Origin of the sequence: Sedimentibacter hydroxybenzoicus DSM 7310, from assembly GCF_013403245.1 — a bacterium.
Classification (GTDB): domain Bacteria; phylum Bacillota; class Clostridia; order Tissierellales; family Sedimentibacteraceae; genus Sedimentibacter; species Sedimentibacter hydroxybenzoicus.
The window spans coordinates 71,017-93,013 of sequence record NZ_JACBNQ010000012.1 but is presented as its reverse complement, the minus strand read 5'-3'; the positions used below and the strand labels follow the sequence as shown (position 1 = coordinate 93,013).

23 protein-coding genes are annotated in these 21,997 nt (G+C 34.1%); 16 read left to right on the top strand and 7 right to left on the bottom strand.

Features of this window, described 5'->3' with window-relative positions; all coding sequences use genetic code 11:
* Positions 1 to 384 precede the first annotated feature (384 nt).
* Positions 385 to 1,992: an amidohydrolase gene (locus HZF24_RS11355; RefSeq protein WP_179238438.1), complete on the bottom strand. Its 1,608-nt coding sequence runs from the start codon at positions 1,990 to 1,992 to the stop codon at positions 385 to 387.
* Between the two features lie 129 nt (positions 1,993 to 2,121).
* Here HZF24_RS11355 and HZF24_RS11350 point away from each other — a divergent pair, with 129 nt between their 5' ends.
* Positions 2,122 to 2,703, top strand: a complete 582-nt coding sequence (locus HZF24_RS11350) for a glutathione peroxidase (RefSeq protein ID WP_179238437.1) — start codon at positions 2,122 to 2,124, stop codon at positions 2,701 to 2,703.
* Positions 2,704 to 2,848: 145 nt separating this feature from the next.
* On the opposite strand, the gene HZF24_RS11345 is transcribed toward HZF24_RS11350, so the two are convergent.
* Positions 2,849 to 3,121 (bottom strand): GNAT family N-acetyltransferase, encoded by a 273-nt coding sequence (locus HZF24_RS11345; RefSeq protein WP_179238436.1) that lies wholly within the window; start codon positions 3,119 to 3,121, stop codon positions 2,849 to 2,851.
* A gap of 280 nt (positions 3,122 to 3,401) precedes the next feature.
* On the opposite strand from HZF24_RS11345, the gene hcp reads away from it, so the two are divergent.
* From hcp to HZF24_RS11315, 6 genes are all read left to right on the top strand, one after another.
* Positions 3,402 to 5,045: a hydroxylamine reductase gene (hcp, locus tag HZF24_RS11340; RefSeq protein ID WP_179238435.1), complete on the top strand. Its 1,644-nt coding sequence runs from the start codon at positions 3,402 to 3,404 to the stop codon at positions 5,043 to 5,045.
* Positions 5,046 to 5,139: 94 nt separating this feature from the next.
* Positions 5,140 to 5,349, top strand: a complete 210-nt coding sequence (locus tag HZF24_RS11335) for a DUF1858 domain-containing protein (protein WP_179238434.1) — start codon at positions 5,140 to 5,142, stop codon at positions 5,347 to 5,349.
* Positions 5,350 to 5,437: 88 nt separating this feature from the next.
* Positions 5,438 to 6,037 (top strand): hypothetical protein, encoded by a 600-nt coding sequence (locus tag HZF24_RS11330; protein WP_179238433.1) that lies wholly within the window; start codon positions 5,438 to 5,440, stop codon positions 6,035 to 6,037.
* 4 nt (positions 6,038 to 6,041) lie between these two features.
* Positions 6,042 to 6,596: a hemerythrin domain-containing protein gene (locus HZF24_RS11325; protein WP_179238432.1), complete on the top strand. Its 555-nt coding sequence runs from the start codon at positions 6,042 to 6,044 to the stop codon at positions 6,594 to 6,596.
* A gap of 70 nt (positions 6,597 to 6,666) precedes the next feature.
* Complete coding sequence (locus HZF24_RS11320) at positions 6,667 to 7,842, top strand: anaerobic nitric oxide reductase flavorubredoxin (RefSeq protein ID WP_179238431.1); 1,176 nt, start codon at positions 6,667 to 6,669, stop codon at positions 7,840 to 7,842.
* Positions 7,843 to 7,983: 141 nt separating this feature from the next.
* On the top strand, positions 7,984 to 9,390 hold the full coding sequence (locus tag HZF24_RS11315) for an MATE family efflux transporter (protein ID WP_179238430.1): 1,407 nt from the start codon (positions 7,984 to 7,986) through the stop codon (positions 9,388 to 9,390).
* 141 nt (positions 9,391 to 9,531) lie between these two features.
* Here the strand turns inward: HZF24_RS11315 and HZF24_RS11310 are convergent, their stop codons facing one another.
* A complete protein-coding gene (locus tag HZF24_RS11310) occupies positions 9,532 to 10,239 on the bottom strand; it encodes a Crp/Fnr family transcriptional regulator (protein WP_179238429.1) in 708 nt (235 codons plus the stop codon).
* Between the two features lie 126 nt (positions 10,240 to 10,365).
* Between HZF24_RS11310 and speD the strand changes: the two genes are divergently transcribed.
* Both speD and speE read left to right on the top strand, forming a co-directional pair.
* Entirely contained in the window at positions 10,366 to 11,202 is an 837-nt protein-coding gene (gene speD / locus HZF24_RS11305) for an adenosylmethionine decarboxylase (protein WP_179238456.1), read from the top strand.
* Positions 11,202 to 12,050, top strand: coding sequence for a polyamine aminopropyltransferase (gene speE, locus HZF24_RS11300; protein ID WP_179238428.1), 849 nt, complete (start codon positions 11,202 to 11,204; stop codon positions 12,048 to 12,050). The genes speD and speE overlap by 1 nt, the downstream gene beginning before the upstream one ends.
* 183 nt (positions 12,051 to 12,233) lie before the next feature.
* Here the strand turns inward: speE and HZF24_RS11295 are convergent, their stop codons facing one another.
* A complete protein-coding gene (locus HZF24_RS11295; protein ID WP_179238427.1) occupies positions 12,234 to 12,449 on the bottom strand; it encodes a heavy-metal-associated domain-containing protein in 216 nt (71 codons plus the stop codon).
* Positions 12,450 to 12,641: 192 nt separating this feature from the next.
* On the opposite strand from HZF24_RS11295, the gene HZF24_RS11290 reads away from it, so the two are divergent.
* The 3 genes from HZF24_RS11290 to mnmA all read left to right on the top strand — a co-directional run bounded on the left by HZF24_RS11290 (position 12,642) and on the right by mnmA (position 15,498).
* On the top strand, positions 12,642 to 13,556 hold the full coding sequence (locus HZF24_RS11290) for a ketopantoate reductase family protein (protein WP_179238426.1): 915 nt from the start codon (positions 12,642 to 12,644) through the stop codon (positions 13,554 to 13,556).
* A 14-nt stretch (positions 13,557 to 13,570) separates the two neighbouring features.
* On the top strand, positions 13,571 to 14,329 hold the full coding sequence (gene tatC, locus HZF24_RS11285; protein ID WP_179238425.1) for a twin-arginine translocase subunit TatC: 759 nt from the start codon (positions 13,571 to 13,573) through the stop codon (positions 14,327 to 14,329).
* Between the two features lie 92 nt (positions 14,330 to 14,421).
* Positions 14,422 to 15,498, top strand: coding sequence for a tRNA 2-thiouridine(34) synthase MnmA (gene mnmA, locus HZF24_RS11280; protein WP_179238424.1), 1,077 nt, complete (start codon positions 14,422 to 14,424; stop codon positions 15,496 to 15,498).
* On the opposite strand, the gene HZF24_RS19250 is transcribed toward mnmA, so the two are convergent.
* Together HZF24_RS19250 and rd are read right to left on the bottom strand one after the other, a co-directional pair.
* Complete coding sequence (locus HZF24_RS19250; RefSeq protein ID WP_218835294.1) at positions 15,491 to 15,934, bottom strand: response regulator transcription factor; 444 nt, start codon at positions 15,932 to 15,934, stop codon at positions 15,491 to 15,493. The two genes, mnmA and HZF24_RS19250, sit on opposite strands and share 8 nt — an antisense overlap.
* Before the next feature lie 78 nt (positions 15,935 to 16,012).
* Positions 16,013 to 16,171 (bottom strand): rubredoxin, encoded by a 159-nt coding sequence (gene rd / locus HZF24_RS11270; RefSeq protein WP_179238423.1) that lies wholly within the window; start codon positions 16,169 to 16,171, stop codon positions 16,013 to 16,015.
* Positions 16,172 to 16,388: 217 nt separating this feature from the next.
* Between rd and HZF24_RS11265 the strand changes: the two genes are divergently transcribed.
* From HZF24_RS11265 to HZF24_RS11250, 4 genes are all read left to right on the top strand, one after another.
* Positions 16,389 to 17,321 carry an alpha/beta hydrolase gene (locus HZF24_RS11265; RefSeq protein ID WP_179238422.1) on the top strand — a complete coding sequence of 311 codons (933 nt, stop codon included), beginning with the start codon at positions 16,389 to 16,391 and terminating at the stop codon, positions 17,319 to 17,321.
* Positions 17,311 to 18,582: a hypothetical protein gene (locus HZF24_RS11260; protein ID WP_179238421.1), complete on the top strand. Its 1,272-nt coding sequence runs from the start codon at positions 17,311 to 17,313 to the stop codon at positions 18,580 to 18,582. Before HZF24_RS11265 ends, HZF24_RS11260 begins: the two co-directional genes overlap by 11 nt.
* Before the next feature lie 11 nt (positions 18,583 to 18,593).
* Positions 18,594 to 19,256 carry a DUF6320 domain-containing protein gene (locus tag HZF24_RS11255; protein ID WP_179238420.1) on the top strand — a complete coding sequence of 221 codons (663 nt, stop codon included), beginning with the start codon at positions 18,594 to 18,596 and terminating at the stop codon, positions 19,254 to 19,256.
* Between the two features lie 226 nt (positions 19,257 to 19,482).
* Positions 19,483 to 20,172, top strand: coding sequence for a KilA-N domain-containing protein (locus HZF24_RS11250; protein WP_322790738.1), 690 nt, complete (start codon positions 19,483 to 19,485; stop codon positions 20,170 to 20,172).
* Between the two features lie 114 nt (positions 20,173 to 20,286).
* Here HZF24_RS11250 and HZF24_RS11245 read toward each other — a convergent pair whose 3' ends face one another.
* The gene (locus tag HZF24_RS11245) at positions 20,287 to 21,714 is read right to left on the bottom strand and encodes a sigma-54 interaction domain-containing protein (protein WP_179238419.1); all 1,428 of its coding nucleotides are present in this window, start codon (positions 21,712 to 21,714) and stop codon (positions 20,287 to 20,289) included.
* Positions 21,715 to 21,997 lie beyond the last annotated feature (283 nt).

Sequence of the window (21,997 nt, the reverse complement as noted above, 5' to 3'; positions counted from 1 at the left end):
GTACAAAAATATCCGACAATATTTTATGATTCTAAGTACTTTGACTCTCAAATATTACGAAATTTTAAATAACGGTTAATTATGTAACAAATTAGAATCCGACAAATTTTTCAATTTAATAATATTAGAATACATAACAATATTATACGTTTATTAATAAAAGGTTGATTTTTCAATTGTTGGCTAAGACAATATTTTTTAACGGCAGCATATTTTTCACTTACATTTTATTTTCTGCAATATAACGAAAAAAATACTATAATAAAAAAAAAAAATATTCGTTAATTTTAATACTATGACAAAAAAATAAAAAAAATTTAATTAAGGTTTGGAAGTTAAAAGGGAGGTTTCTAAAATCATAAAGATATGTAAAAAAATGAGCGGTTATTTCCGCTCAAAAACTATTTCACCGTCAATCATGGTTAAATCTACTTTAATATTTTTTATTTCGTTGTGATCAATAGTAAAAATATCTGTATTTAACACTACTAAATCCGCAGCATAACCTTTATACAATCTACCCTTAATGCTCTCCTTAAATTCATTATAAGCGCTTCCGGCGGTATAAATGTCTATGGCATCTTCTACGCTTAATCTTTCGGCAGGTACATATCCTCCAATAGGTGTACCGTCTAATCTTTGTCTTGTTACTGCACAATAAATGTTGGGAAATGGATTGCAATTTTCAACGGGAGAATCCGTTCCGAAGCTTATTGGTACACATAGTTTGTTTAGCGTATTAAAGGCATAAGATGTAGAAGCCAATTCTTTTCCTATTCTTTGCTCAACTATTTTAGTATCACAGTCCAAGAATATCGGTTGATACATAACGCTTATATTTAATTCTGCGATTCTTTTAAGCTGATTTTTGTTGGTTATCTGGCAATGCACGATTCCATGCCGAAGAGAATTATTTTTGTTGCGCTTATCAATAGTTTTTTCATAAGCTTTAATAACACTTTCGATAGCGCCATCACCTATGGCATGAGTTATCACCCTTATATTATGGGATGTTGCTGCATAACACATTTCCTCCAATTGATCATCGCTTAGTGCAGCGACACCCTTAATTCCCGGTTCATCATGGTAGTCATTTAACATAAGTGCGGTTCTTCCGCCTAAGGATCCATCCTTGAAAAGCTTCAACGCACCTTTAGACAGGAATTTCCCGTCATAAGTTCCGGTTTTAAATTCTGTTTCAAGATATTCATTAAAATAATTGATATTTTGGAAGTTGAACTGTGTATCGTATTTTAGTTTCGTTTTCTTGTTATCATATATGTTATGAAGTATTCTGAATATATCTCTATGATTGCCATTGATGACGTCATTTGATTGAACAGATGTTAAGCCAACGCTTACAGCATATTCAGCAGCTTTTAAAAATTCTTTTTCTCTGTCAGCATCAGTTTTTGTAGGAATAATTGCGTCAGTAAGTGAAATGGCATTTTCCGTTAATATACCGTTCGGTTTGCCGTCACTTCCGATAATAATTTCTCCGCCGTCGACGAATGTACTTTCGTCAATGTTTAGCATTTTTAGTGCCTTACTGTTAACTGTCGCTACGTGCTCGCATATTCTTTTGAAAATTATGGGAATATCTGTTGATACTTTATCCAGATCTAAACGGTTTAATATTCTTTTTTCACCTGCTGCAAAGTTATCCTGATTCCAGCCTCTTCCGACTATAATATTTGGATTTGTATTGTTTGTTAAAAACCGTTTGGATGTTTCTATAATTTCATCAATTGATCTGCATTGTGTCAAATCACATAACGACATAGCTTCACCTGTTGCCAAAAGGTGCATATGGCTGTCGTTTAACCCAGGAAGTACAGTTTTTCCGCAAAGATCAATTTCTTTATCAGCCCCAAATTTTGATATGTATTCATTAGTTCCAATTTCCTTTATTATCCCATTATCTATCAGTATGCTTTCCTGGAAATTTCCTTTATCCACATATATTTTAGCATTTTTTAAAATTGTTATCATTATAAACTCCTATTTAATGTTTGTTGTACATATTGTACCATATTTATAAATCGGATATCAAAAAAATATGCTTTAAATAATAAAATGAGGGTATATTAAATATAAATAATTTACCAATAGGAGGAATTTATGTTATATGATTTTATTGTAAAAGATGCAGAATATAAAGATATATCTTTATCAGATTATAAAGGAAAAGTATTATTGATAGTTAACGGGGCTACAGGATGCGGGTTCACTCCTCAGTATGACGGGTTACAAAACCTTTATGATAAATTTCAACCTGAAGGATTTGAAATATTAGATTTTCCAAGCAATCAGTTTTTAGGTCAGGCACCTGGAACCAATGAGGAAATAGTAGGCTTCTGCAAATTAAGCTTCGGTGTTGCGTTTAAGCAGTTTTCTAAAATAGATGTAAACGGAGAAAATCAGGAACCATTGTATAAATACTTAAAAACTCAGGCAGAAGAATATAGAAACAAAGAAACTGTAGAATTTTATGAAAAGGTAAAACAATTTACGCCTGATTTAGAACAAAATGATATCAGGTGGAATTTCACTAAGTTTTTAGTAGATAAAGGCGGTAATGTGGTGGCGAGATTTGCTCCAAATATTACACCTGAAGAAATAGAACAACATATCATTAAGTTGTTAAGAAATGATGAAATTGAAATAATATGCCATTCGGATTTTTCTGATGGATGCATATAACAATGAACAGTGAACAGTGAAAATATAGAAAAGGATTTGTGAATGTGCACAAATCCTTTTTATCGTTCTTCTACTTATCTTTCCTTATGACAAAGTTTCTGTCTTATAGTCAATAACACATATAAATTGTTTTGTAAATTTGTTTTTATTTATACACATCTTCGAAATCCTGGTGTTTTTCAAACCAATCGACTGCATACGAGCAAGTTGCCGTTGCTTTTTTATTGTTTTTTCTTAAATCTAAAGCTAATGCGGTCATAAGCTTATCAGCAACCCCTTGACCTCTCAAGGAACGATCTACATATGTATGATTTACATTAACCTTATCATTTGATACTTCGGGAAATGTAACCTCAGCTATACAATTGCCGTCTTCATTTTCCAGATAAATTCTGCTTTTCTCGTGTTTAAAATCCATAGTACCTCCGATTTCCAATATTTAAAATTAGCTTAACTAAACAATACATTAAATATAACATGATGTCAATAAAGCAATATCAGAATATTTATATCGTTAAATGGCCGGCAATTATTGAATGTTTATAATTTTATTATCAGGGTATTAGAAAAATAGATATATAACAATCAAACATTGTAACAAATGTTACAGAAATTACAGGGCGTATGTTTTAATATAACTATAAAGGACAGACAAAAATTAAAAATTAAAATATGATTAAAGTTTTGGAGGAAGATTAATGAAAAATGCAATGTTTTGTTATCAATGTCAGGAAACAGCGGGATGTGCCGGCTGTACTAAGGTAGGAGTATGCGGTAAATCGCCTGAAACATCAAATTTACAAGATTTATTGATTTATACATCTAAGGGATTATCGGAAGTTGCTTCAAAATTAAGAAAAGAAGGCAAAGAGATTTCATCAGATGTAGATCATTTAGTAACTCTTAACTTATTTACAACCATAACAAATGCAAATTTTGATGACAGCGTGTTTAATGATAGAATTAAAATGACACTAAAAGTTAAAAATGACTTATTAAATAAACTAGATAACAGTACAAACTTATCAGAAGCAGCTTTATGGACTGCAGATGCAGAGACTGAATTTGAAGTCAAAGCAAATTCGGATGAAGTAGGTGTGTTGGCAACAGAAAACGAAGATGTAAGAAGCTTAAGAGAGCTTATAACTTACGGGCTGAAAGGTATGTCAGCATATATGAAGCATGCAAATGTGTTAGGATATGATGATTCAGAAGTAAATACATTTATGCAATCTGCATTGGCAAAGCTTTTAGACAACAGCTTAGATGTAAATGATTTAGTTGCTTTAACATTAGAAACAGGGAAAATCGGAGTATCTGCAATGGCGTTGCTGGATAAAGCTAATACAAGTACATTCGGAAATCCGGAAATTACGAAAGTAAATATAGGAGTTGGTAAAAACCCGGGTATATTAATATCAGGACATGATTTGGGAGACTTGGAACAGCTGTTGAAGCAAACAGAAGGAACAGGAGTAGATGTTTATACTCACTCAGAGATGCTTCCTGCTCACTACTATCCACATCTTAAAAAATATAAGAATTTAGTTGGTAACTACGGTAATGCCTGGTGGAAGCAAAAAGAAGAATTTGAATCATTCAACGGACCTATTTTAATGACAACAAACTGTATAGTGCCTCCAAGAGAAAGTTACAAGGACAGATTGTTTACAACAGGTTCTTCAGGATATCCTGGATGTAAGCATATAGCAGGTGTTACAGGTTCAGAGAAAGATTTTACGGAAATAATCGAACTTGCAAAAAAATGCTCTGCGCCTACAGAAATTGAAACAGGCGAAATAGTTGGCGGCTTTGCTCATGAACAGGTATTTGCTTTAGCAGATAAGGTTGTAGATGCAGTTAAATCAGGAGCAATTAAGAAATTCTTCGTAATGGCGGGATGTGACGGAAGAGCGAAATCAAGAAACTATTATACTGATTTTGCTAAAGCACTTCCGGATGATACAGTTATTTTAACGGCAGGATGCGCTAAATACAAATACAATAAATTGGAATTGGGAGATATCGGAGGTATTCCTAGAGTACTGGACGCAGGACAATGCAACGACTCATACTCTCTTGCTCTCATAGCATTAAAATTAAAAGAAGTGTTTGGATTAGAGGATATCAATGAATTACCACTGGCATTTAACATTGCATGGTATGAACAAAAAGCTGTTATTGTATTGCTTGCACTGTTGTATTTAGGAGTTAAAAATATTCACTTAGGACCGACATTGCCGGCATTCTTATCACCAAACGTAGCTGACGTATTGGTTAAAAACTTTGGAATAGCAGGTATAGGAACTGTAGAAGACGATTTAAAAATATTTTTAGGTTAATTGGTAACAATAAAAGAGGTTTTGAAGTCAATAGCTAATCAATTGCTTAACAATTACACATCAATTGATTATCAAACGTAATAAGGAGGTTTTTATGGCAAAGGAAATTACAAAAGACATGTATATAGGTGAAATATTGCAAATCAATCCGGGATTCGCGGAAATATTGATGGGTGCAGGAATGCATTGCTTAGGATGCCCTTCATCCCAAATGGAATCAATCGAAGATGCTGCGATGGTACATGGATTTAACGTGGACGAATTGCTTCAGAGATTGAATAATTTTCAGAATTCTGAACAATAATGAATAAATTGACGTAAAACAATGAGCATGATATAATGAGCATGATATATCATGCTCATTATTTTACCAGAGGAAAGGGGATGCACAAATGAGCGCTTTTTTAGGACCAATACATTTTTGGCTATACAATAAAATTAAAATTCAAAATAATATAGTTGAAGATATATTAGCTTTGACGGATGACACATATTTTAAAAAAAATTTGTGTGAAAAATATGGTGACGGAGATTTAAAGCCATTAGATGAGGTTATTGATGTAGGAAATATTCATGGATGGCTTCAGAACCAAGTATCAAAGGTTGAAACAAAACTTGCTTTTGCAGTGACCGCATTGCTTAGCAAAACATCTGATTCGGTTGAAAAAATCAAGGAAATTTTCTTTAGAAACGGAGAGAACTACTCGCCGTTAAACAGTAATTCGCAGATAGAGGAAGCATTTAAGGCCGTAAACGATACGCTATTGGACGGAATGCCCTGCGACCATGTAAATGCTGTTGTAAATCAAGATGAAAATGAAGTTGTTTGGAAAAGATATGAATGCGTACACAGCAAATACTGGAGTGAAGCAAAGGGAGATATAAAAATCTATTACATGCTTAGAGATGAATTCATTAAAGGATTGTTAAATCCATCAAATATCAAATATGAAAAAATAAGTGATGATACATATAAAATTTCAAGGAGTTAAAAGTATGAACAGTGTGCAAGTAATGGTAATGGAGCATGATTATATACTTAGAATGTTGAATGTTGTGAGAAAAGCATGCTACAAAGTGATGAAGGGTGAAGATATAAATTACGATGATTTTTATAAAATGATTGAATTTATAAAAAATTATGCTGATGAACATCATCACGGTAAAGAAGAAAAATTCTTGTTTAAGGAAATGCAAACTAAGCTGGGAAAGTTAGGTGAAAACTTAATAACTCACGGCATGCTTGTAGAGCACGATTTAGGAAGATTGTATATGAGTGATCTGAGAGATGCCTTGGAAAGAGTTAAAAACGGAGATGAGGAAAGTAAGCTTGACATAATAAGTAATGCGGTAGGATATACTCATCTGTTGAAACGACATATTGCTAAAGAAAACGATGCGGTTTATAAATTTGGAGAAACAAATCTTCCTAAAGAGATTATTGATGAAATTAATTTAAAAACAGAAGCATTTGAGCTCGAAGCAGAAAAAAAGGGAACACAAAAATATTATGTTGATGTTTTGGAGAACTTGGAAAAAAGATATCTGTAATGATTAAAATGTTGTAATAGTTAATCATTTGATATATATTTAATATAAATGGAAATCGGGAGGTGCAAATATGTTTAAATTAACAGATACTGTAAGCTGGATAGGAAAAATTGATTGGGAACTGAACAGATTTCATGGAGATGAGTACTCAACACACAAGGGATCATCTTACAATTCGTACTTAATAAGGGATGAGAAAACGGTCTTAATTGATACCGTGTGGAAGCCATTTTCAAAGGAATTTGTTGCAAATCTAAAAAAAGAAATTGACTTAAACAAAATTGACTACATAATTATGAATCATAACGAAGTGGATCATTCCGGTGGATTGGTCGATTTAATGAGAGAAATACCTGATACGCCTATTTATTGTACTAAAAACGGAGTTAAAATAATAAAGGGACATTATCATCAGGATTGGAATTTTGTTGAGGTAAAAACCGGTGATACTCTTGACATAGGTAAAAATAAATTAGTCTTTGTTGAAGCAAGAATGCTGCATTGGCCGGATTCTATGATGACGTATATGTCAGGAGAAAATATACTTTTCAGCAATGATGCTTTTGGTCAGCATTATGCGTCCGAATTGATGTACAATGATAAGGTAGACCAAGAAGAATTGTTTACTGAAGCTCTTAAGTATTATGCAAATATACTTACTCCCTTCAGTAAATTTGTTGTAAGCAAAATTGAGGAAGTTGTTGCACTAAACATACCAATCAGTATGATTTGCCCAAGTCACGGAATTATATGGAGAGATAATCCTCTGCAGATAGTTAATAAATATGTTGAATGGGCGAAGAGTTATAAAGAAAATCAAATAACCATAATTTATGACACAATGTGGGACGGCACAAGAAGAATGGCTGAAGCAATAGCAGAAGGTATTAAAAGCAAGGATAAGGACGTAACTATTAAACTGTTTAACTGTGCGAAAAGAGATAAAAACGATATTATCACCGAAGTGTTTAAATCCAAAATGATACTCATCGGTTCATCTACAATCAACAATGGGATTTTATCATCTGTGGCAAGCTTGCTGGAAATGATAAAAGGGCTGAAGTTTACAGATAAAAAGGCTGCAGCATTTGGATCTTACGGATGGAGTGGAGAAGCGGTAAAAATAGTTACGGAAGATCTAAAGGAAAGTAAGTTTGAAGTAATATCAGAAGGAATAAAAGAGCTTTGGAATCCTGATGAAGATGCAATCAACAGATGTAAAGAATTCGGAGCTTCCTTAACCTAAAAATTTTAATAAAAAGCAATAGAGGCTGCTTAGTGTGAATAACTAGGCAGTTTTTTATTATCTATCAGTAACATAATGCGTATTGAATTATTATTATAAAAGAGGTAACATATAATTGGGATTGAAATAAAGGAGAAAGAAATGACAAAATTTTTAGGGCGTATTTATTCCAATAAATTTATGGTGAGACAAGACCAGATTGTTGGGGATATTCCTTCTGATAAAGAAGTATATAAAAATGCAATAGAGGTTGCGTGGCCATCAGCGATAGAAGCTGTTCTGGTCCAGCTTATATCATCTGCAGATTTAATAATGGTTGGCTCATTAGGAGCGGCTGCCATCTCAGCAGTCGGTATAACCACCCAACCGAGGCTGATACTTTTAGCAGTTATATTTTCTTTAAATATAGGGGTTACTGCTGTCGTCGCCAGAAGAAAAGGTGAAGACAACAGAGAGGATGCTAACAAAGCGTTAAGGCAATCATTAGTTATATGTGGTTTTTTATCATTAATATTATCAGTGCTGGGTATTATTTATGCAAGACCGTTGATTGTATTTGCCGGTGCTCAAGAGGAAGTAGTGGAAATTGCGGTAACTTATTTTAGAATAATCTGTGTAGGTAATTTTTTTACTTCCTTAAGCTTAACAATAAATGCTGCGCAAAGGGGTGCGGGCAATACAAAAATATCAATGAAAACAAACATAGCAGCAAACTTGGTGAATTTATTCTTTAATTTTTTGCTGATAAAAGGACATTTAGGATTTCCTGAACTTGGTGTTACGGGTGCAGCCATAGCTACTGCCATAGGCAATACTGTAGGATTTTTACTTTCATTAAAATCCATTACATTTGCTCATGAATTTTTAGAGCTTCGTAAAAAACAATCTTGGAAATTAGAAAAGGAAATAATATCAAGTGTTTTAGGTATTAGCAGCAGTGCATTTGTTGAGCAGGTATTTATGCGTGTAGGCTTCTTCACTACAAATAAATTAGTCGCCGGCTTAGGAATGATAAGCTATGCAACTCATCAGATATGTGTGAATATTATGAGTATTTCATTTGCATTTGGTGATGGTTTGGGGATTGCGGCATCTGCATTGGTAGGTCAGAGCTTAGGTGCAAAAAGATCCGATTTGGCAACCATATACGGTAAATCTCTTCAGAGGATAGCTTTGACTGTTGGCTTAATATTTGTATTCATATTTTTGTTTGGGGGATCTTTCCTTGTATCTCTGTTTACAGATGATGCAGCCGTGATAGCGGCAGGAGCGGCAATTATGCTCACCATTGCAGCTACGGCTCCAATACAATCATCAAACGTAGTTGTAGGCGGAATACTCAGAGGCGCGGGTGATACAAAATTTGTAGCTATAACATCATTTTTAAGTATTGGCTTAGTAAGACCGGGTGCTACGTGGCTGTTTTGTTATCCTTTAGGATTTGGATTGATTGGCGCCTGGTTTGCATTTGGCACTGATCAGGTATTAAGGTTATTTATAAATTATATGAGGTTTTTAAAAGGCAGCTGGACAAAAATAAAAGTATAAAATAACAAGATGATAGGCTGCTGAAAAAGTTCATCCTGCAAGGCGCCGGAAGCCGGGCAACCGCAGCGTATTAGACATACGTGAGGATTGACCGGATGAACGGTAACGATGCAGGGGGGCTTTTTCAGCAGCCTGAGAGTATCATCTGATACTCTCTAATCTTTTAATGTCAGCAACCTCAATTATCCTCTGACCCTTAAGCTTTATCCATCCGTTATCCTGAAAAAGTGAAAGCTTGCGGCTCAATGTTTCTTGAGTAGTACCGATAAGTGCCGCTAAATCGCCCTTGCTTACAGGCAGAGCTACTTCATATTTTCCATTATTGTTAATAATCCGGTTATTTTCTATTTCAATCAATAAATAATTGGCAATTCTTTGCTCGACATCTCTAAGTCCTATCTGTTCAATCAATTCTTCCGTTTCTTCAATTCTTTCCGTATATTTTTGAAGAAATTTAATTGCTATTTCAGGGCTTTGAATTAAAAGCTGACGGATTCTATTTCCTTGAATAATACAAATTTCCGTTTGCTCCAACGCCTCCGCGGTATTGCTTAATATTGATTTGCTGAATAGAGTTAATTCCCCCATAAAATCTCCAGGCTTAAGAATTCTTAAAATTTGTTCCTTTCCTAAACTTGAAACCTTGGAGATTTTAACCATACCTTTATTAACAACAAACAAATCATCGAAGGAATCACCGGGAGTGAATATTATTTCTCCTTTTTTGAAGTTTTTCTGATTCGATGAATTCATTATGCTTTCCTTTTCATCAGGAAGAAGATCTCGAAAAATAGGCACATTATCAATACAGTAATGGTCCTTGTGATTACAATGGCTACAGGATTTCATATTTCCCCCCTTGGCTATTTTGTTTCTAATGATACCAATTTATTGGTTTTTTATCAAGCTAAATTATACCTTGCTATAGAAGTATGTATAGTTTATAATGATAAACAAATTAGAAAAAGAAAGGTAGTGGTGTTAGGGTTGGAAAAAAAGCTGGCATTGTATGGATTTAATAATCTTACAAAATCGCTTAGTTTTAATATTTATGATGTTTGTTATGCAAAAAGCGAAAGAGAGCAAATGGAGTATATAGAATATATTGACGAACAGTATAATTCTGAACGACTTACGCAGATTTTATGCGACGTAACCGATATAATCGGAGCGCATATTCTAAATATTTCTAAACAGGATTACGATCCGCAGGGAGCATCGGTAAATATTTTAATAGCAGAGGGAGCATTAACTCCCGAAGAAATTGATGAATCATGCAATCTTGGCAAGGATATTTGTAAAAAATCGCTTGAACACGAAACCATACATGCACATTTAGATAAAAGCCATGTTACCGTACATTCATATCCGGAGCATCATCCGGAAAATGCAATTTCCACGTTTCGTGTTGATATAGACGTTTCAACATGTGGTCAAATATCTCCACTTAATGCGCTGGATTATTTGATAAATAGTTTTGATTCGGATATCATAACTATAGATTATCGTGTCAGAGGATTTACAAGAGATATAAATGGTAAGAAGTTCTTTATTGATCATGATATAAAATCAATACAAGATTATATAGATAGAGAAACATTAAAAAAATATGATGCTATTGATATAAATGTTTTTCAGGCAAATACATTTCATACAAAAATGCTTATTAAGGATATTGATTTGCAAAATTATTTATTTAATAAGGATGTGTTTGAACTTCCGCCCAGGAAAAGATTAGAGATTTCTGATAACTTGAGGAAAGAAATGATAGAAATATTTAGCGGTATGAATATTTTTCAGGAGGACAATTAATGGAGTTATGGTTTACTGAAGAACATACAGAGAATGTTAGGTTTTCAATAAGAGTAGACAGACATATTGTAAGTGAACAAAGTGATTTTCAAAAGATTGATGTATTTGAAACACCGGAGTTTGGCAAGATGTTGATAATAGATGATTTTGTTATGCTTACAGAAAAGGATGAATTCATATACCATGAAATGATAACTCACGTTCCTATGGCTGTAAATCAAAATATAAAAAATATATTGGTTATAGGCGCCGGAGATGGTGGAACGGTAAGAGAGCTTACACGATATAACTCGGTGGAGAAGATTGAAATGGTTGAAATCGACAAAAAGGTTGTGGATATTTCTATGGAGTATTTGCCCTTTACCGCTTCAAGGTTAAATAGCGAAAAGGTTAAATTGTATTTTGAGGATGGTCTTAAATTTGTTAAAACCAAAGAAAATGAATACGATTTAATCATTGTTGATTCTACGGACCCAATAGGACCCGGTGTAGAGCTTTTTACAAAGGAATTTTATGAAAATTGCTTTAAAGCCTTAAAAGAAGACGGGATATTGGTTAATCAGCATGAAAGCCCATATTACAAAAGAGAACAGGAAGCAATGCAAAAAGCTCACAAAAAAATCAAGGAAGTGTTTCCTATAGCACGGGTATATCAGGCACACATACCGACATACGGCTCGGGGCATTGGTTGTTTGGATTCGCTTCTAAAAAATATGACCCTGTTAAGGATTTAAATGAGGAATGGTGGAATTCAATTAAAATTGATACGAGGTATTATGATACGGAGCTGCATAAAGGCTGCTTTGCATTACCTAATTACGTAAAAAAATTACTTAGTAATGCCTGATTTGATTTTGGGACCCGTTCGCTAACAAAAGCGAACGGGTCTCTGTCAGTGTGCTTAATTCTTAATCGCTGTCTGTTCTGTCATCCTGAACGCAGTGAAGGATCTCATCGTTTGTCATACGAGATCCTTCACTATCGTTCAGGATAAGCGACTGACACCAAATCAGAGATTTGGGTCATCTGCTTACCTTGAGTTTAATACTTCATAACCTAGATTTGTCACAACCTTGGATATATTGTCAGGATCGATTTTTTCTTCATCGTATTCAATTTTTGCCTTGCTTGAGTTGAATAATACGCTTACCTCAGTTACACCATTCTGTTTTTTCAATGCTGTTTCGATTTTCTTCACGCAGCTTGGGCAACCAAGCTCTTCTAATTGCAATGTTAATTTTTTCATAAACATACCTCCGTTTTTCTATTATAACCTATTATATACGATTTCAAATTATATTTATTTGATTTAAGTCAAAAGTATGGTTATTTGCATTGCATAATATATTTAATTCCGTTATAATGGAATAGGTTTTGATGTCACATATAGAGGCATGTGACATTTAATTTAGTTATAATTTAACAAAGAGGTATGAAAATGAAGATAAAATCGGTTGCATTAATTGGAATGGGTGCTGTTGGAACAGTTTACGGAAATTTATTGTATAACACATACGGTTCAGATTTTGCGGTTATTGCTGATAAGAGCAGAAAGGAAAAGCTAAAAAAAGATGGTTTTACCCTGAACGGCAAAACATTTTATCCGGAGATTATTTCAAACGGTGATTTAAATAAAAAAATTGACTTGATAATATTCTGTGTAAAGAATTATCAATTGGCACAAGCAATAGATGATGTGAAAGATTTTGTCGGCAAGGAAACAATTTTAATTACACTTCTAAACGGAGTAACAGCAAGGTCAAGAATTCATGCTGCATATCCCGAAAACAAGGTTCTTTACGGATTGTCTATGAAGATTGATGCTCAGAGGTCGGAAGAAGGAGTAACCAATACGGTTGACGGAGTAATACATTTTGGTGAAGCAGACAATACCACAATATCCCAAGATGTACAAGCTGTCTCTGATTGCTTTAACAAAGCGGGTATAGAGAATATTGTATTTCCTGACATGATACGCACAATCTGGAAGAAGTTCATGCTTAATGTGGGAGCTAATCAGATAACAGCAATAACAAGAGCTCCTTATGGAAAAATAACGAGTATAGATACTAATTTAACATTATACAAAGAAGCAATGATGGAGGTTTTGGCAATTGCAAAATCATCTGACATTGATTTAAGGGAAGAAGACATAGAGGAATTTGTAACCTTGATGAGCGGCTTTTCACCGAACGGTAGGACTTCAATGCTTCAGGATGTTGAGGCGAAAAGAAAAACAGAGGTTGATTACTTTGCCGGAACAGTTATTGAAATGGGTAAAAAACTTAATATACCTACACCTGTAAATCATGTGTTGTATTGCATAATTAAATCAATAGAAGAATTATATTAATATAGAAGGTGATAATGATGCGTAAGAAACAGGAAAAGGATGATGCGAAAAGCTTAACCTTGGTTGAGCATTTGACAGAGCTTAGAAAGCGGTTAATATATTCAAGTGTTGTTTTGATTGTTTCAGTATTTGTAAGCTATAATTTTTCTGAGGTGATAGTCAGGTATATAATTGATATAGCTCCAAATATAAATTTTGTATTTATTGCTCCGGCAGAGCTTTTATTGTCATACGTTAAAATTGCCGTTATAAGCGGCTTTGTAGTGTCTGCTCCGTTTTTGATTTTGCAGATATGGATTTTTGTAAGTCCCGGTCTGAAAAAAAAAGAAAAAAGGACTATAGCTACCTCGTTGTTTGTAGGGGGGATATTTTTCATAGCAGGAGTAGTGTTTGCATTTTTAGTAGTACTTCCGATAATGCTTCAATTCTTCATGGGATTCCAGATTGAAGAAATCGAAGAGATGATAAGCTTCAGCAGTTATCTGACCTTTGTAATAAATACTCTTTTATCATTCGGAATTATATTCGAGCTGCCTATAATTATGGTTATACTGACAAGATTCCGTATCATAAGCGTAAGCTTCATAAAGAAAAACAGAAAATACACAATATTAATTATATTTATTGTAGCGGCAATACTTACTCCGCCTGAGGTTATAACGCAAATACTGCTTGCAGTACCTATGATTTTATTGTTTGAGGTTGGAGTATTGTTTGCTTCCCTCATTGAAAGAAAAGAAAAAAAGAAAAAAGCCGAATTGGATGATAACTAACTGTTTGACATTAAAAATCATTAGCTATATAATAATTTGTAATTACAATTTAAACAGGACAATATTGTCCTGTTTTTTTAAAGGAGAAAAACATGAATAAAAAAGTTATGGTAGCTATGAGTGGCGGAGTGGATAGCTCTGTTGCGGCAGTATTGCTTAGAGACCAGGGCTATGATATATGCGGAGCAACATTGAAATTATTTGACAACGAAGATATTTTAACATCTTGCAGAACAAGAACCTGCTGTTCCTTGGAGGATGTGGAGGATGCAAGAAGAGTGTGTCATAAATTGGGGATAGAACATTTTGTGTTTAATTTTAAGGAAACCTTCAAGGATGAAGTAATTCAAAAATTTGCAAGAAGCTATGAATCGGGAAGTACTCCCAATCCTTGTATCGACTGCAACAGATACATTAAATTCAGCAAGCTTATTCAAAGGGCAATGTTGATGGAAAAAGATTATATTGCAACCGGTCATTATGCCCAAATAGAATTTGACAATGTAAGCAAAAGATATCTGTTAAAAAAGGCAGTCGATGAATCCAAGGATCAAAGCTATGTATTGTACGTATTGACGCAGCACGATTTATCAAGAACATTACTGCCCTTAGGCGGTATGTGCAAATCTGAGGTTCGTAAAATCGCCGAAGAAAAAAATCTGATTAATGCAAGGAAACCGGACAGTCAGGATATATGCTTTGTCCAGGATGGAGATTATGCGGGATTCCTTGAGAATAAAATGGGTGTTGAATCTAAAAAAGGCAGCTTCATAGACACTCAGGGCAAGCCGGTGGGTGAGCATAAGGGCATTATTCATTACACCGTAGGTCAGAGAAAAGGACTCGGTATTGCTCTTGGCAAGCCTGCGTATGTAATTGATAAGCACAAAGATACAAATACTGTTACTCTGGGAAGTGAAGAAGAACTTTATAAAAACAGGCTGACAGCAGTAGATATTAACATGATTGCTATTGAAAAATTGACTCAAACAATGAGTGCAACAGTAAAAACCAGATACAGCCAAAAAGAAACGGAGGCATTACTGTACCCGGTTGACGATGATAGAATATTGGTTGAATTTATTAATAAGCAACGAGCCATAACTCCCGGTCAACACGTTGTATTTTATGACGGGGATATTGTTATCGGCGGCGGCACAATCATATAATTTTTTTACCTGATTCCTTAAGCATTTCAACATAAAGCAAAAGCTCATCCTTTGATTTTATGTTTAGCTTGGCGTAAATATGCTTAGTGTGAGTTTTTATGGTATTAATGCTTAAGAACAACTTTTCAGCAATTTCCTTAGCCGTATTGTTTTCGGCATATAAATTAAATACCGCACGTTCTGAAGGGGAAAGCGTCCTTAGATTGCTCAAAAATTCATTTAGAATTAATGAGTCAGGGTCAGTTTCCTCTTTTGTCGATATGCATTCAATAAGATCATCAAATTCAGGTATATTTGTTTTTGTACCTGTGCTTGGGTTTTGCTTAATTATATTTATTGCATTATGTATAGGTTTAATATAAGCAACGATGATGGTATAACAATTATTATAACTTATAACATATCTGATAAGAACTTGAGTATACAGGCATCCCAAGTTGAAAAAACCGAATAATCCAATTACTGATAAAGACTGTGAGCTTCAAAAGGGGGGAAGCTCACAGTCTTTTACAATTTATTCCGGTGAAAATTCGTCTTTACCAACTCCACACAACGGGCATACCCAATCTTCCGGAAGGTCATCAAAAGATGTTCCAGGTGCTATACCGTTATCAGGATCTCCTTCTGCAGGATCATATACATAACCACATGCATCACAAACGTATTTTTGCATATTGTTTCCTCCTCTTCTATATTATACTTACATAATATTGTAAATATAATAGTTTAAAATGTCAACAGATTACTGAAATTAAAATTATAGTTAGAAATTCAAATATTAGTGGACACATATGTTATATATATATATAATGCATATATCGGTGTGAAGCAAGACGATAAGCGGCTTGCACTTATGATATAATAATGTAAATTAATAAATTGAGGTTATTATGGCTATAAATAAAGTAGTAAGAGCAGCGTTAAAAGCTATATCCTACAGAGAGTTTGATATAAAGAAAAATTATTTACAATATAGAAATTTAGTTAATTTAGCTAATAAATCTTTAAAGCCCTTATACAATACATGGGATTGTGCCGTTGATTCCGGCAGGCATGCTATTCCCGTAAGAATTTTTTCGCCTGAGGGAGAGGGTGATTTTCCTGTTCTATTATTTTTCCATGGCGGCGGTTGGGTTGCAGGTAATATTGACAGCTATAGTAAAGTTTGTGCCAATATGGCCAAAATGACAAATCACAAGGTAGTGTCAGTAGATTATAGGCTTGCACCGGAGAATCCCTTTCCGGCAGGATTGGAGGATTGCTATCAGGTTGCAAAGCTTTTTATTACAAACAAAGAAATTAACAACGGAAAGGTTACGCTGATAGGTGACAGTGCCGGAGGAAATTTAGCGGCTTGTTTGTCTCTCTTAGCGAAGGAACGCAACGAATTTAAGATTGACAGCCAAATATTAATTTATCCGGCAACATGTAATGACCACAGCGAAACTTCAACGTTTCAATCGGTTCATGATTATGGAACAGATTATTTGCTTACTTCTAAAAGAATTAATGACTATATGGACTTATATATAAGCAAAAAAGAAGATTTAGAAAGTCCATATTTTGCACCTTTACTGGCAAAGGATTTATCAGAACAGCCGGATACACTTATTATAACGGCAGAATATTGTCCGCTCAGGGATGAGGGGGAAGAGTACGGTAAAATGCTTAGAGAGGCAGGAAATTATGTTTCAATATACAGGGTTAAGGATGCACTTCACGGTTATTTTGCTCTACCCTTGAGATTTCCTCAGGTTAGATTAAGCTATGAAATTATAAACAGTTTTCTCAGCAGACAACGGGGTGAAACAATTGAAAAATAAGAAAGTAACGGATTGGAAAAAATTAGATAACGCAGCTAAAATTTTTCCGCCCAACAGTAAGAAAAGTGACACGAAGGTTTTCAGATTTGCATGTGAGCTATATGATAATGTCGATAAAAATGCGCTGCAGAATGCGTTAAATATAACGGTAGATGCATTTCCGTTATATAAATCAATAATTAAAAGCGGCTTATTTTGGTATTATTTTGAAATGAGTCATTTTAAGCCGGTGGTAATGGAGGAGAATCTTCCGCCATGCTCACCTCTATATGATAAAAACAATAAAACATTACTTTTTAGGGTTATGTATTATAAAAAAAGGATAAGCTTTGAGGTTTACCACGCTTTGTCTGACGGAGCAGGAGCTCTTCAGTTTTTTAAGACCCTTGTTTTTCATTATATAATCATAAAATATGAATATAAATTTAAAGACAAAATTCCTCACTTGGATATAGAAGCGTCGGTGGCTCAGAAAATGGATGACAGCTTTCAAAAATATTATTCCTCTACGGTTGTAGGTGCTAAAAAGAAAAACGTCACAGCATATAAGCTTCGTGGAATGAAAATTCCGGAATACAGAATAAGTGTAATTGAAGGAATTGTCCCCGTAGATGCTATAATACAAAAGGCAAAGGAATATAATACATCTCTGACAATTTTTTTAGCGGCAATTTTGATGTGTGCCATAAATGAAGAAATACCAATCAGACATAAAAAGAGGTCAGTTGTTTTAAGTATTCCGGTTAATTTAAGAAATTATTTTTATTCGGAAACCGCAAGAAATTTTTTTGGAGTTATCAACGTAAGCTACAATTTTGCATCCGGAAGCAGTGATTTAAGAGAAGTGATTGAGCATTTGAAAAAAGAATTTGAGGAAAATCTTACTGAGGAAATATTAGCTAAAAGAATAAACAACCTTTCATCCTTAGAGCACAATTTCTTGCTTAGGGCAATCCCCCTCGGCATAAAGGATATAGCCTTAAAGATAGCCAACAGCATTGTAGACAGAAGCTATACATCAACATTGTCAAATGTGGGAAAGGTTGTAGTTCCGGATGAAATCAAGCAGTTCATATCATCATTTGACATATTTGTCAGTACAAACAAACTGCAGGCATGTGTATGTTCTTATGAAAATAAATTGAGAATCAGCTTTACGTCGGCATTTGTGAGCACGGAAATACAGAGGCGTTTTTTCAAGCAGCTTACAAGCTTAAATCTGCCGGTTATAATAGAATCAAATATAGTAAATGAAGAATAGGATGTGCTAAAGTGAAATATTGTAATAATTGTAAAGTTGAAGTTGTAGGCAACAGAAAGAATTGCCCGCTGTGTCAGGAAACACTAAAGGGAGATAAATCCCAGGACGAGGTTTTTCCTCAGATTATGTTTGTATACAAAGAACACAGCTTCTTTTTTAAAATATTGCTGTTAGTTTCAATTATAATAGCAAGCACGACGGCTGCTTTAAATATTCTTCTCGATGATTGGGGAGCATGGTCGATATTTATATTGGGAGGGCTTGGCTCTGTCTGGGCAAGCTTGATTACTGCAATCAATAAACGAAAAAACATTCATAAAAACATAATCTACCAGGTAATGATAATATCCGTAATAGCCATCGTTTGGGATTATTTGACCGGATGGAGAAGCTGGTCCATAAGCTATGTGATACCATTTGTATGCTTTTTTGCAATGCTCTCAATGGCAGTTATTTCGAAGGTGTTAAAGCTTTACATTGAGGATTATATCGTATATATAATCATTGACGGATTGTTCGGCATAATACCCATAATATTCATATTTACCGGAGGGTTGAGCGTATTGTACCCATCCCTCATATGTATCGTAACAAGTATAATCTCTCTATCGACAATCTTAATATTTGAAGATAGAAAGCTTTTAGCCGAAATAAAGCGAAGATTGCATATGTGATATCCCCTAATCCTGAAATTCGGCAATCGCTTCAATTTCCACTAATGCACCATTATGATATGCTGAGGATTTCTTCAAAGACAGTAATAAGTACGATAGTCCTATGAGAGAGATACTCATAGTATTCGAGAATCCATTTAAAAAATAGACACCGCTTATGTAGATGCTTTACCAAATATTAAGATATATATGAGATTCAGGTTATTCCCTGTATGAAACATTAACAGTGGATGAGTTTATATCTCTTACAGACATCGCACGATACAAAAGCGACGAACCATTTATTGTTATTAATAATTGGATAAGAAGCAAAGATACTATTGAATTTTTAGGATTATGGGAACAATTGCATAATCCTAATTTTAAACCTATCGAATTCGATAGGTTTAAAAAAGAAGCCGGTTATAATGCTTTCACACTATCACCTCAAAAATGGATAAAAAATACAAATGCCATTGGCATTGTATCTAAATCAGGACGTTACGGAGGAACTTTTGCACATTCTGACATTGCTTTTGAATTTGCATCTTGGATATCGGCAGAATTCAAACTCTATATTATTAAAGACTATAAAAGACTCAAGAGTGATAAAAGCAGCACACTTTCACTGAACTGGAATTTGAACCGTGAAATTTCAAAGCTAAATTATCGAATTCATACAGATGCCATCAAAGAAAATTTAATTCCGCCGGAATTGACTTCTTACCAAATTTCGATGACATATGCTAACGAAGCCGACGTATTAAATGTAGCTTTGTTTGGAATAACCGCTAAGCAATGGAGAGACGAAAACTCCGGTAAAAGTGGAAACATCAGAGATTACGCTACATTAAATCAATTGTTGGTTTTGGCAAATATGGAAAACTATAACGCAATTTTAAAGGAAGTGTGGGTCCAAGGATGTAGAGTAAAATGAATCGTAGAACCAATACACAGCATTAAAAGAGATAATTGAAAATTGTTCAATTATCTCTTTTTAGTTATATTTTGTCACTGCGTTCTAAGTGATTACGATGTCTTATAATGTAGACTATTCTATTATAGACTTCAAATTATATTTATTTATTTTGCGATAAACATTTGATAGATTGAGCTTTAGTAATTGTGCCACCTTTGATGGTGATTTATGCTGTGCTAAAAGATTGCGCAGCAACTGCTCTTCGCATTCATCCATATAAGATTTTAATGAAAATGTTTCGTTGGGCTTCATAGGGATACCGTCAATTGACGGCAAATTTGGCTGTGTAACTGTACTGGTTGCTTTCCCTGCATTTTGTACGATAATTTTCTGCGGAATGTCTGAAATTACAAGCTCTGTATCAGGGGATGTTATAATCAGACGTTCGATAAAATTTCGTAGCTCCCTGACATTTCCGGGCCACTCATAAGAAAGCATGGAATTTAACAGATCTTCATGAAATGCTTTTACACAGCTGTATTTATCACAAAAATATTGCAAATAAAATAAAGCTAAGGGTATTATATCTTCCTTGCGCTCACTTAACGGAGGTATATATGCTGATATTACATTAATACGGTAAAATAAATCTTCACGAAACAGTTTTTCATTAACAAGAGTTAAAAGATTTTCATTCGTTGCGCATATCAAACGAAAGTCAATTTTTTTCGGTAATACAGATCCTAAACGAATAACCTGTTTAGTTTCAAGCACACGTAAAAGTTTTGCCTGAAGCTCAAGGGGCATAGAGTTGATTTCATCTAAAAACAAGGTTCCGCCGTTAGCTGTTTCTATCATCCCTTCTTTCCCTGAAGAAGATGCTCCGCTGAAGGCACCTTTCTCATAACCAAACAGTTCGGATTCTATAAGATTTTCGTGAATTGCAGCACAATTCAATACAACAAACGGTCCCTTGCTGCGAAGGCTCGTTTGATGAACATACTTTGTTAAAACCTCTTTTCCGACTCCTGATGGTCCCGAAATTAGTATTGATGCATCTGTCTTCGATACTTGAGATAGCATTTCCAGCAATTGCTTCATTTGGGGACTTTCAGCTATGATATCAAATTGCTTATCCCTTGGATTAATCATATGATCTGTTATGACATGACGGTTTAGCATACCGGTCTGAATACGCTTGCTTGTCTTTTCAATTGGCTCCTGTGTAAAAAAAATGTACTTGATTGAGCCATCTGTATTAAAGGTCGGGGTAGCGGTAGTAAAAAAATGATACACCTTATGAAATATAAAATCATTAATTGTGACAATAGTGGTTACGGGCTCTTTTTTCTCCATGACCATTTCCCAGACACTGTAAGTCAGGTATCCCTGCTCTTTAAATTTTGGAATAGACATGCCATCATAACTATCCTTTGGTCTATTAAGAATGTTGCAATATTCATTATTAACGTACAGGTAATTGCCTTCTGCGTCCAATACAAAAATACCAATATCTATATTTTCTAATATTATAGATAAAAATTCGCAGTTTTGTTCCATTAAAAATCCCCCTTCGCTATATACGTTAAGTTAAATTATATTATCAAATTCGCGATAATGCAAGAATAATTTGCGTAAATGCGAATATTTGCAATATCGCAAATATATTTTTATGGAAAAATTCAAATATATTATACGAAGCCTAAAAATTTATATCATGTGGTTTCGTTGTGTTTTCAACACTTTAAATAACAGAAATTTACAATAATTATATCCGTTTATATAAATAAAACATATTGGCATAATAGTTGCTTTTATAAGGTTGTTAATATAAATATTTTTT

What these genes read in the sequence shown, in the direction of transcription:
- HZF24_RS11355 (WP_179238438.1), bottom strand. Translation starts at nt 1,992, where the DNA reads ATGATAACAATTTTAAAAAATGCTAAAATATATGTGGATAAAGGAAAT.
- HZF24_RS11350 (WP_179238437.1), top strand. Translation starts at nt 2,122, where the DNA reads ATGTTATATGATTTTATTGTAAAAGATGCAGAATATAAAGATATATCT.
- HZF24_RS11345 (WP_179238436.1), bottom strand. Translation starts at nt 3,121, where the DNA reads ATGGATTTTAAACACGAGAAAAGCAGAATTTATCTGGAAAATGAAGAC.
- hcp (WP_179238435.1), top strand. Translation starts at nt 3,402, where the DNA reads ATGAAAAATGCAATGTTTTGTTATCAATGTCAGGAAACAGCGGGATGT.
- HZF24_RS11335 (WP_179238434.1), top strand. Translation starts at nt 5,140, where the DNA reads ATGGCAAAGGAAATTACAAAAGACATGTATATAGGTGAAATATTGCAA.
- HZF24_RS11330 (WP_179238433.1), top strand. Translation starts at nt 5,438, where the DNA reads ATGAGCGCTTTTTTAGGACCAATACATTTTTGGCTATACAATAAAATT.
- HZF24_RS11325 (WP_179238432.1), top strand. Translation starts at nt 6,042, where the DNA reads ATGAACAGTGTGCAAGTAATGGTAATGGAGCATGATTATATACTTAGA.
- HZF24_RS11320 (WP_179238431.1), top strand. Translation starts at nt 6,667, where the DNA reads ATGTTTAAATTAACAGATACTGTAAGCTGGATAGGAAAAATTGATTGG.
- HZF24_RS11315 (WP_179238430.1), top strand. Translation starts at nt 7,984, where the DNA reads ATGACAAAATTTTTAGGGCGTATTTATTCCAATAAATTTATGGTGAGA.
- HZF24_RS11310 (WP_179238429.1), bottom strand. Translation starts at nt 10,239, where the DNA reads ATGAAATCCTGTAGCCATTGTAATCACAAGGACCATTACTGTATTGAT.
- speE (WP_179238428.1), top strand. Translation starts at nt 11,202, where the DNA reads ATGGAGTTATGGTTTACTGAAGAACATACAGAGAATGTTAGGTTTTCA.
- HZF24_RS11295 (WP_179238427.1), bottom strand. Translation starts at nt 12,449, where the DNA reads ATGAAAAAATTAACATTGCAATTAGAAGAGCTTGGTTGCCCAAGCTGC.
- HZF24_RS11290 (WP_179238426.1), top strand. Translation starts at nt 12,642, where the DNA reads ATGAAGATAAAATCGGTTGCATTAATTGGAATGGGTGCTGTTGGAACA.
- tatC (WP_179238425.1), top strand. Translation starts at nt 13,571, where the DNA reads ATGATGCGTAAGAAACAGGAAAAGGATGATGCGAAAAGCTTAACCTTG.
- mnmA (WP_179238424.1), top strand. Translation starts at nt 14,422, where the DNA reads ATGAATAAAAAAGTTATGGTAGCTATGAGTGGCGGAGTGGATAGCTCT.
- rd (WP_179238423.1), bottom strand. Translation starts at nt 16,171, where the DNA reads ATGCAAAAATACGTTTGTGATGCATGTGGTTATGTATATGATCCTGCA.
- HZF24_RS11265 (WP_179238422.1), top strand. Translation starts at nt 16,389, where the DNA reads ATGGCTATAAATAAAGTAGTAAGAGCAGCGTTAAAAGCTATATCCTAC.
- HZF24_RS11245 (WP_179238419.1), bottom strand. Translation starts at nt 21,714, where the DNA reads ATGGAACAAAACTGCGAATTTTTATCTATAATATTAGAAAATATAGAT.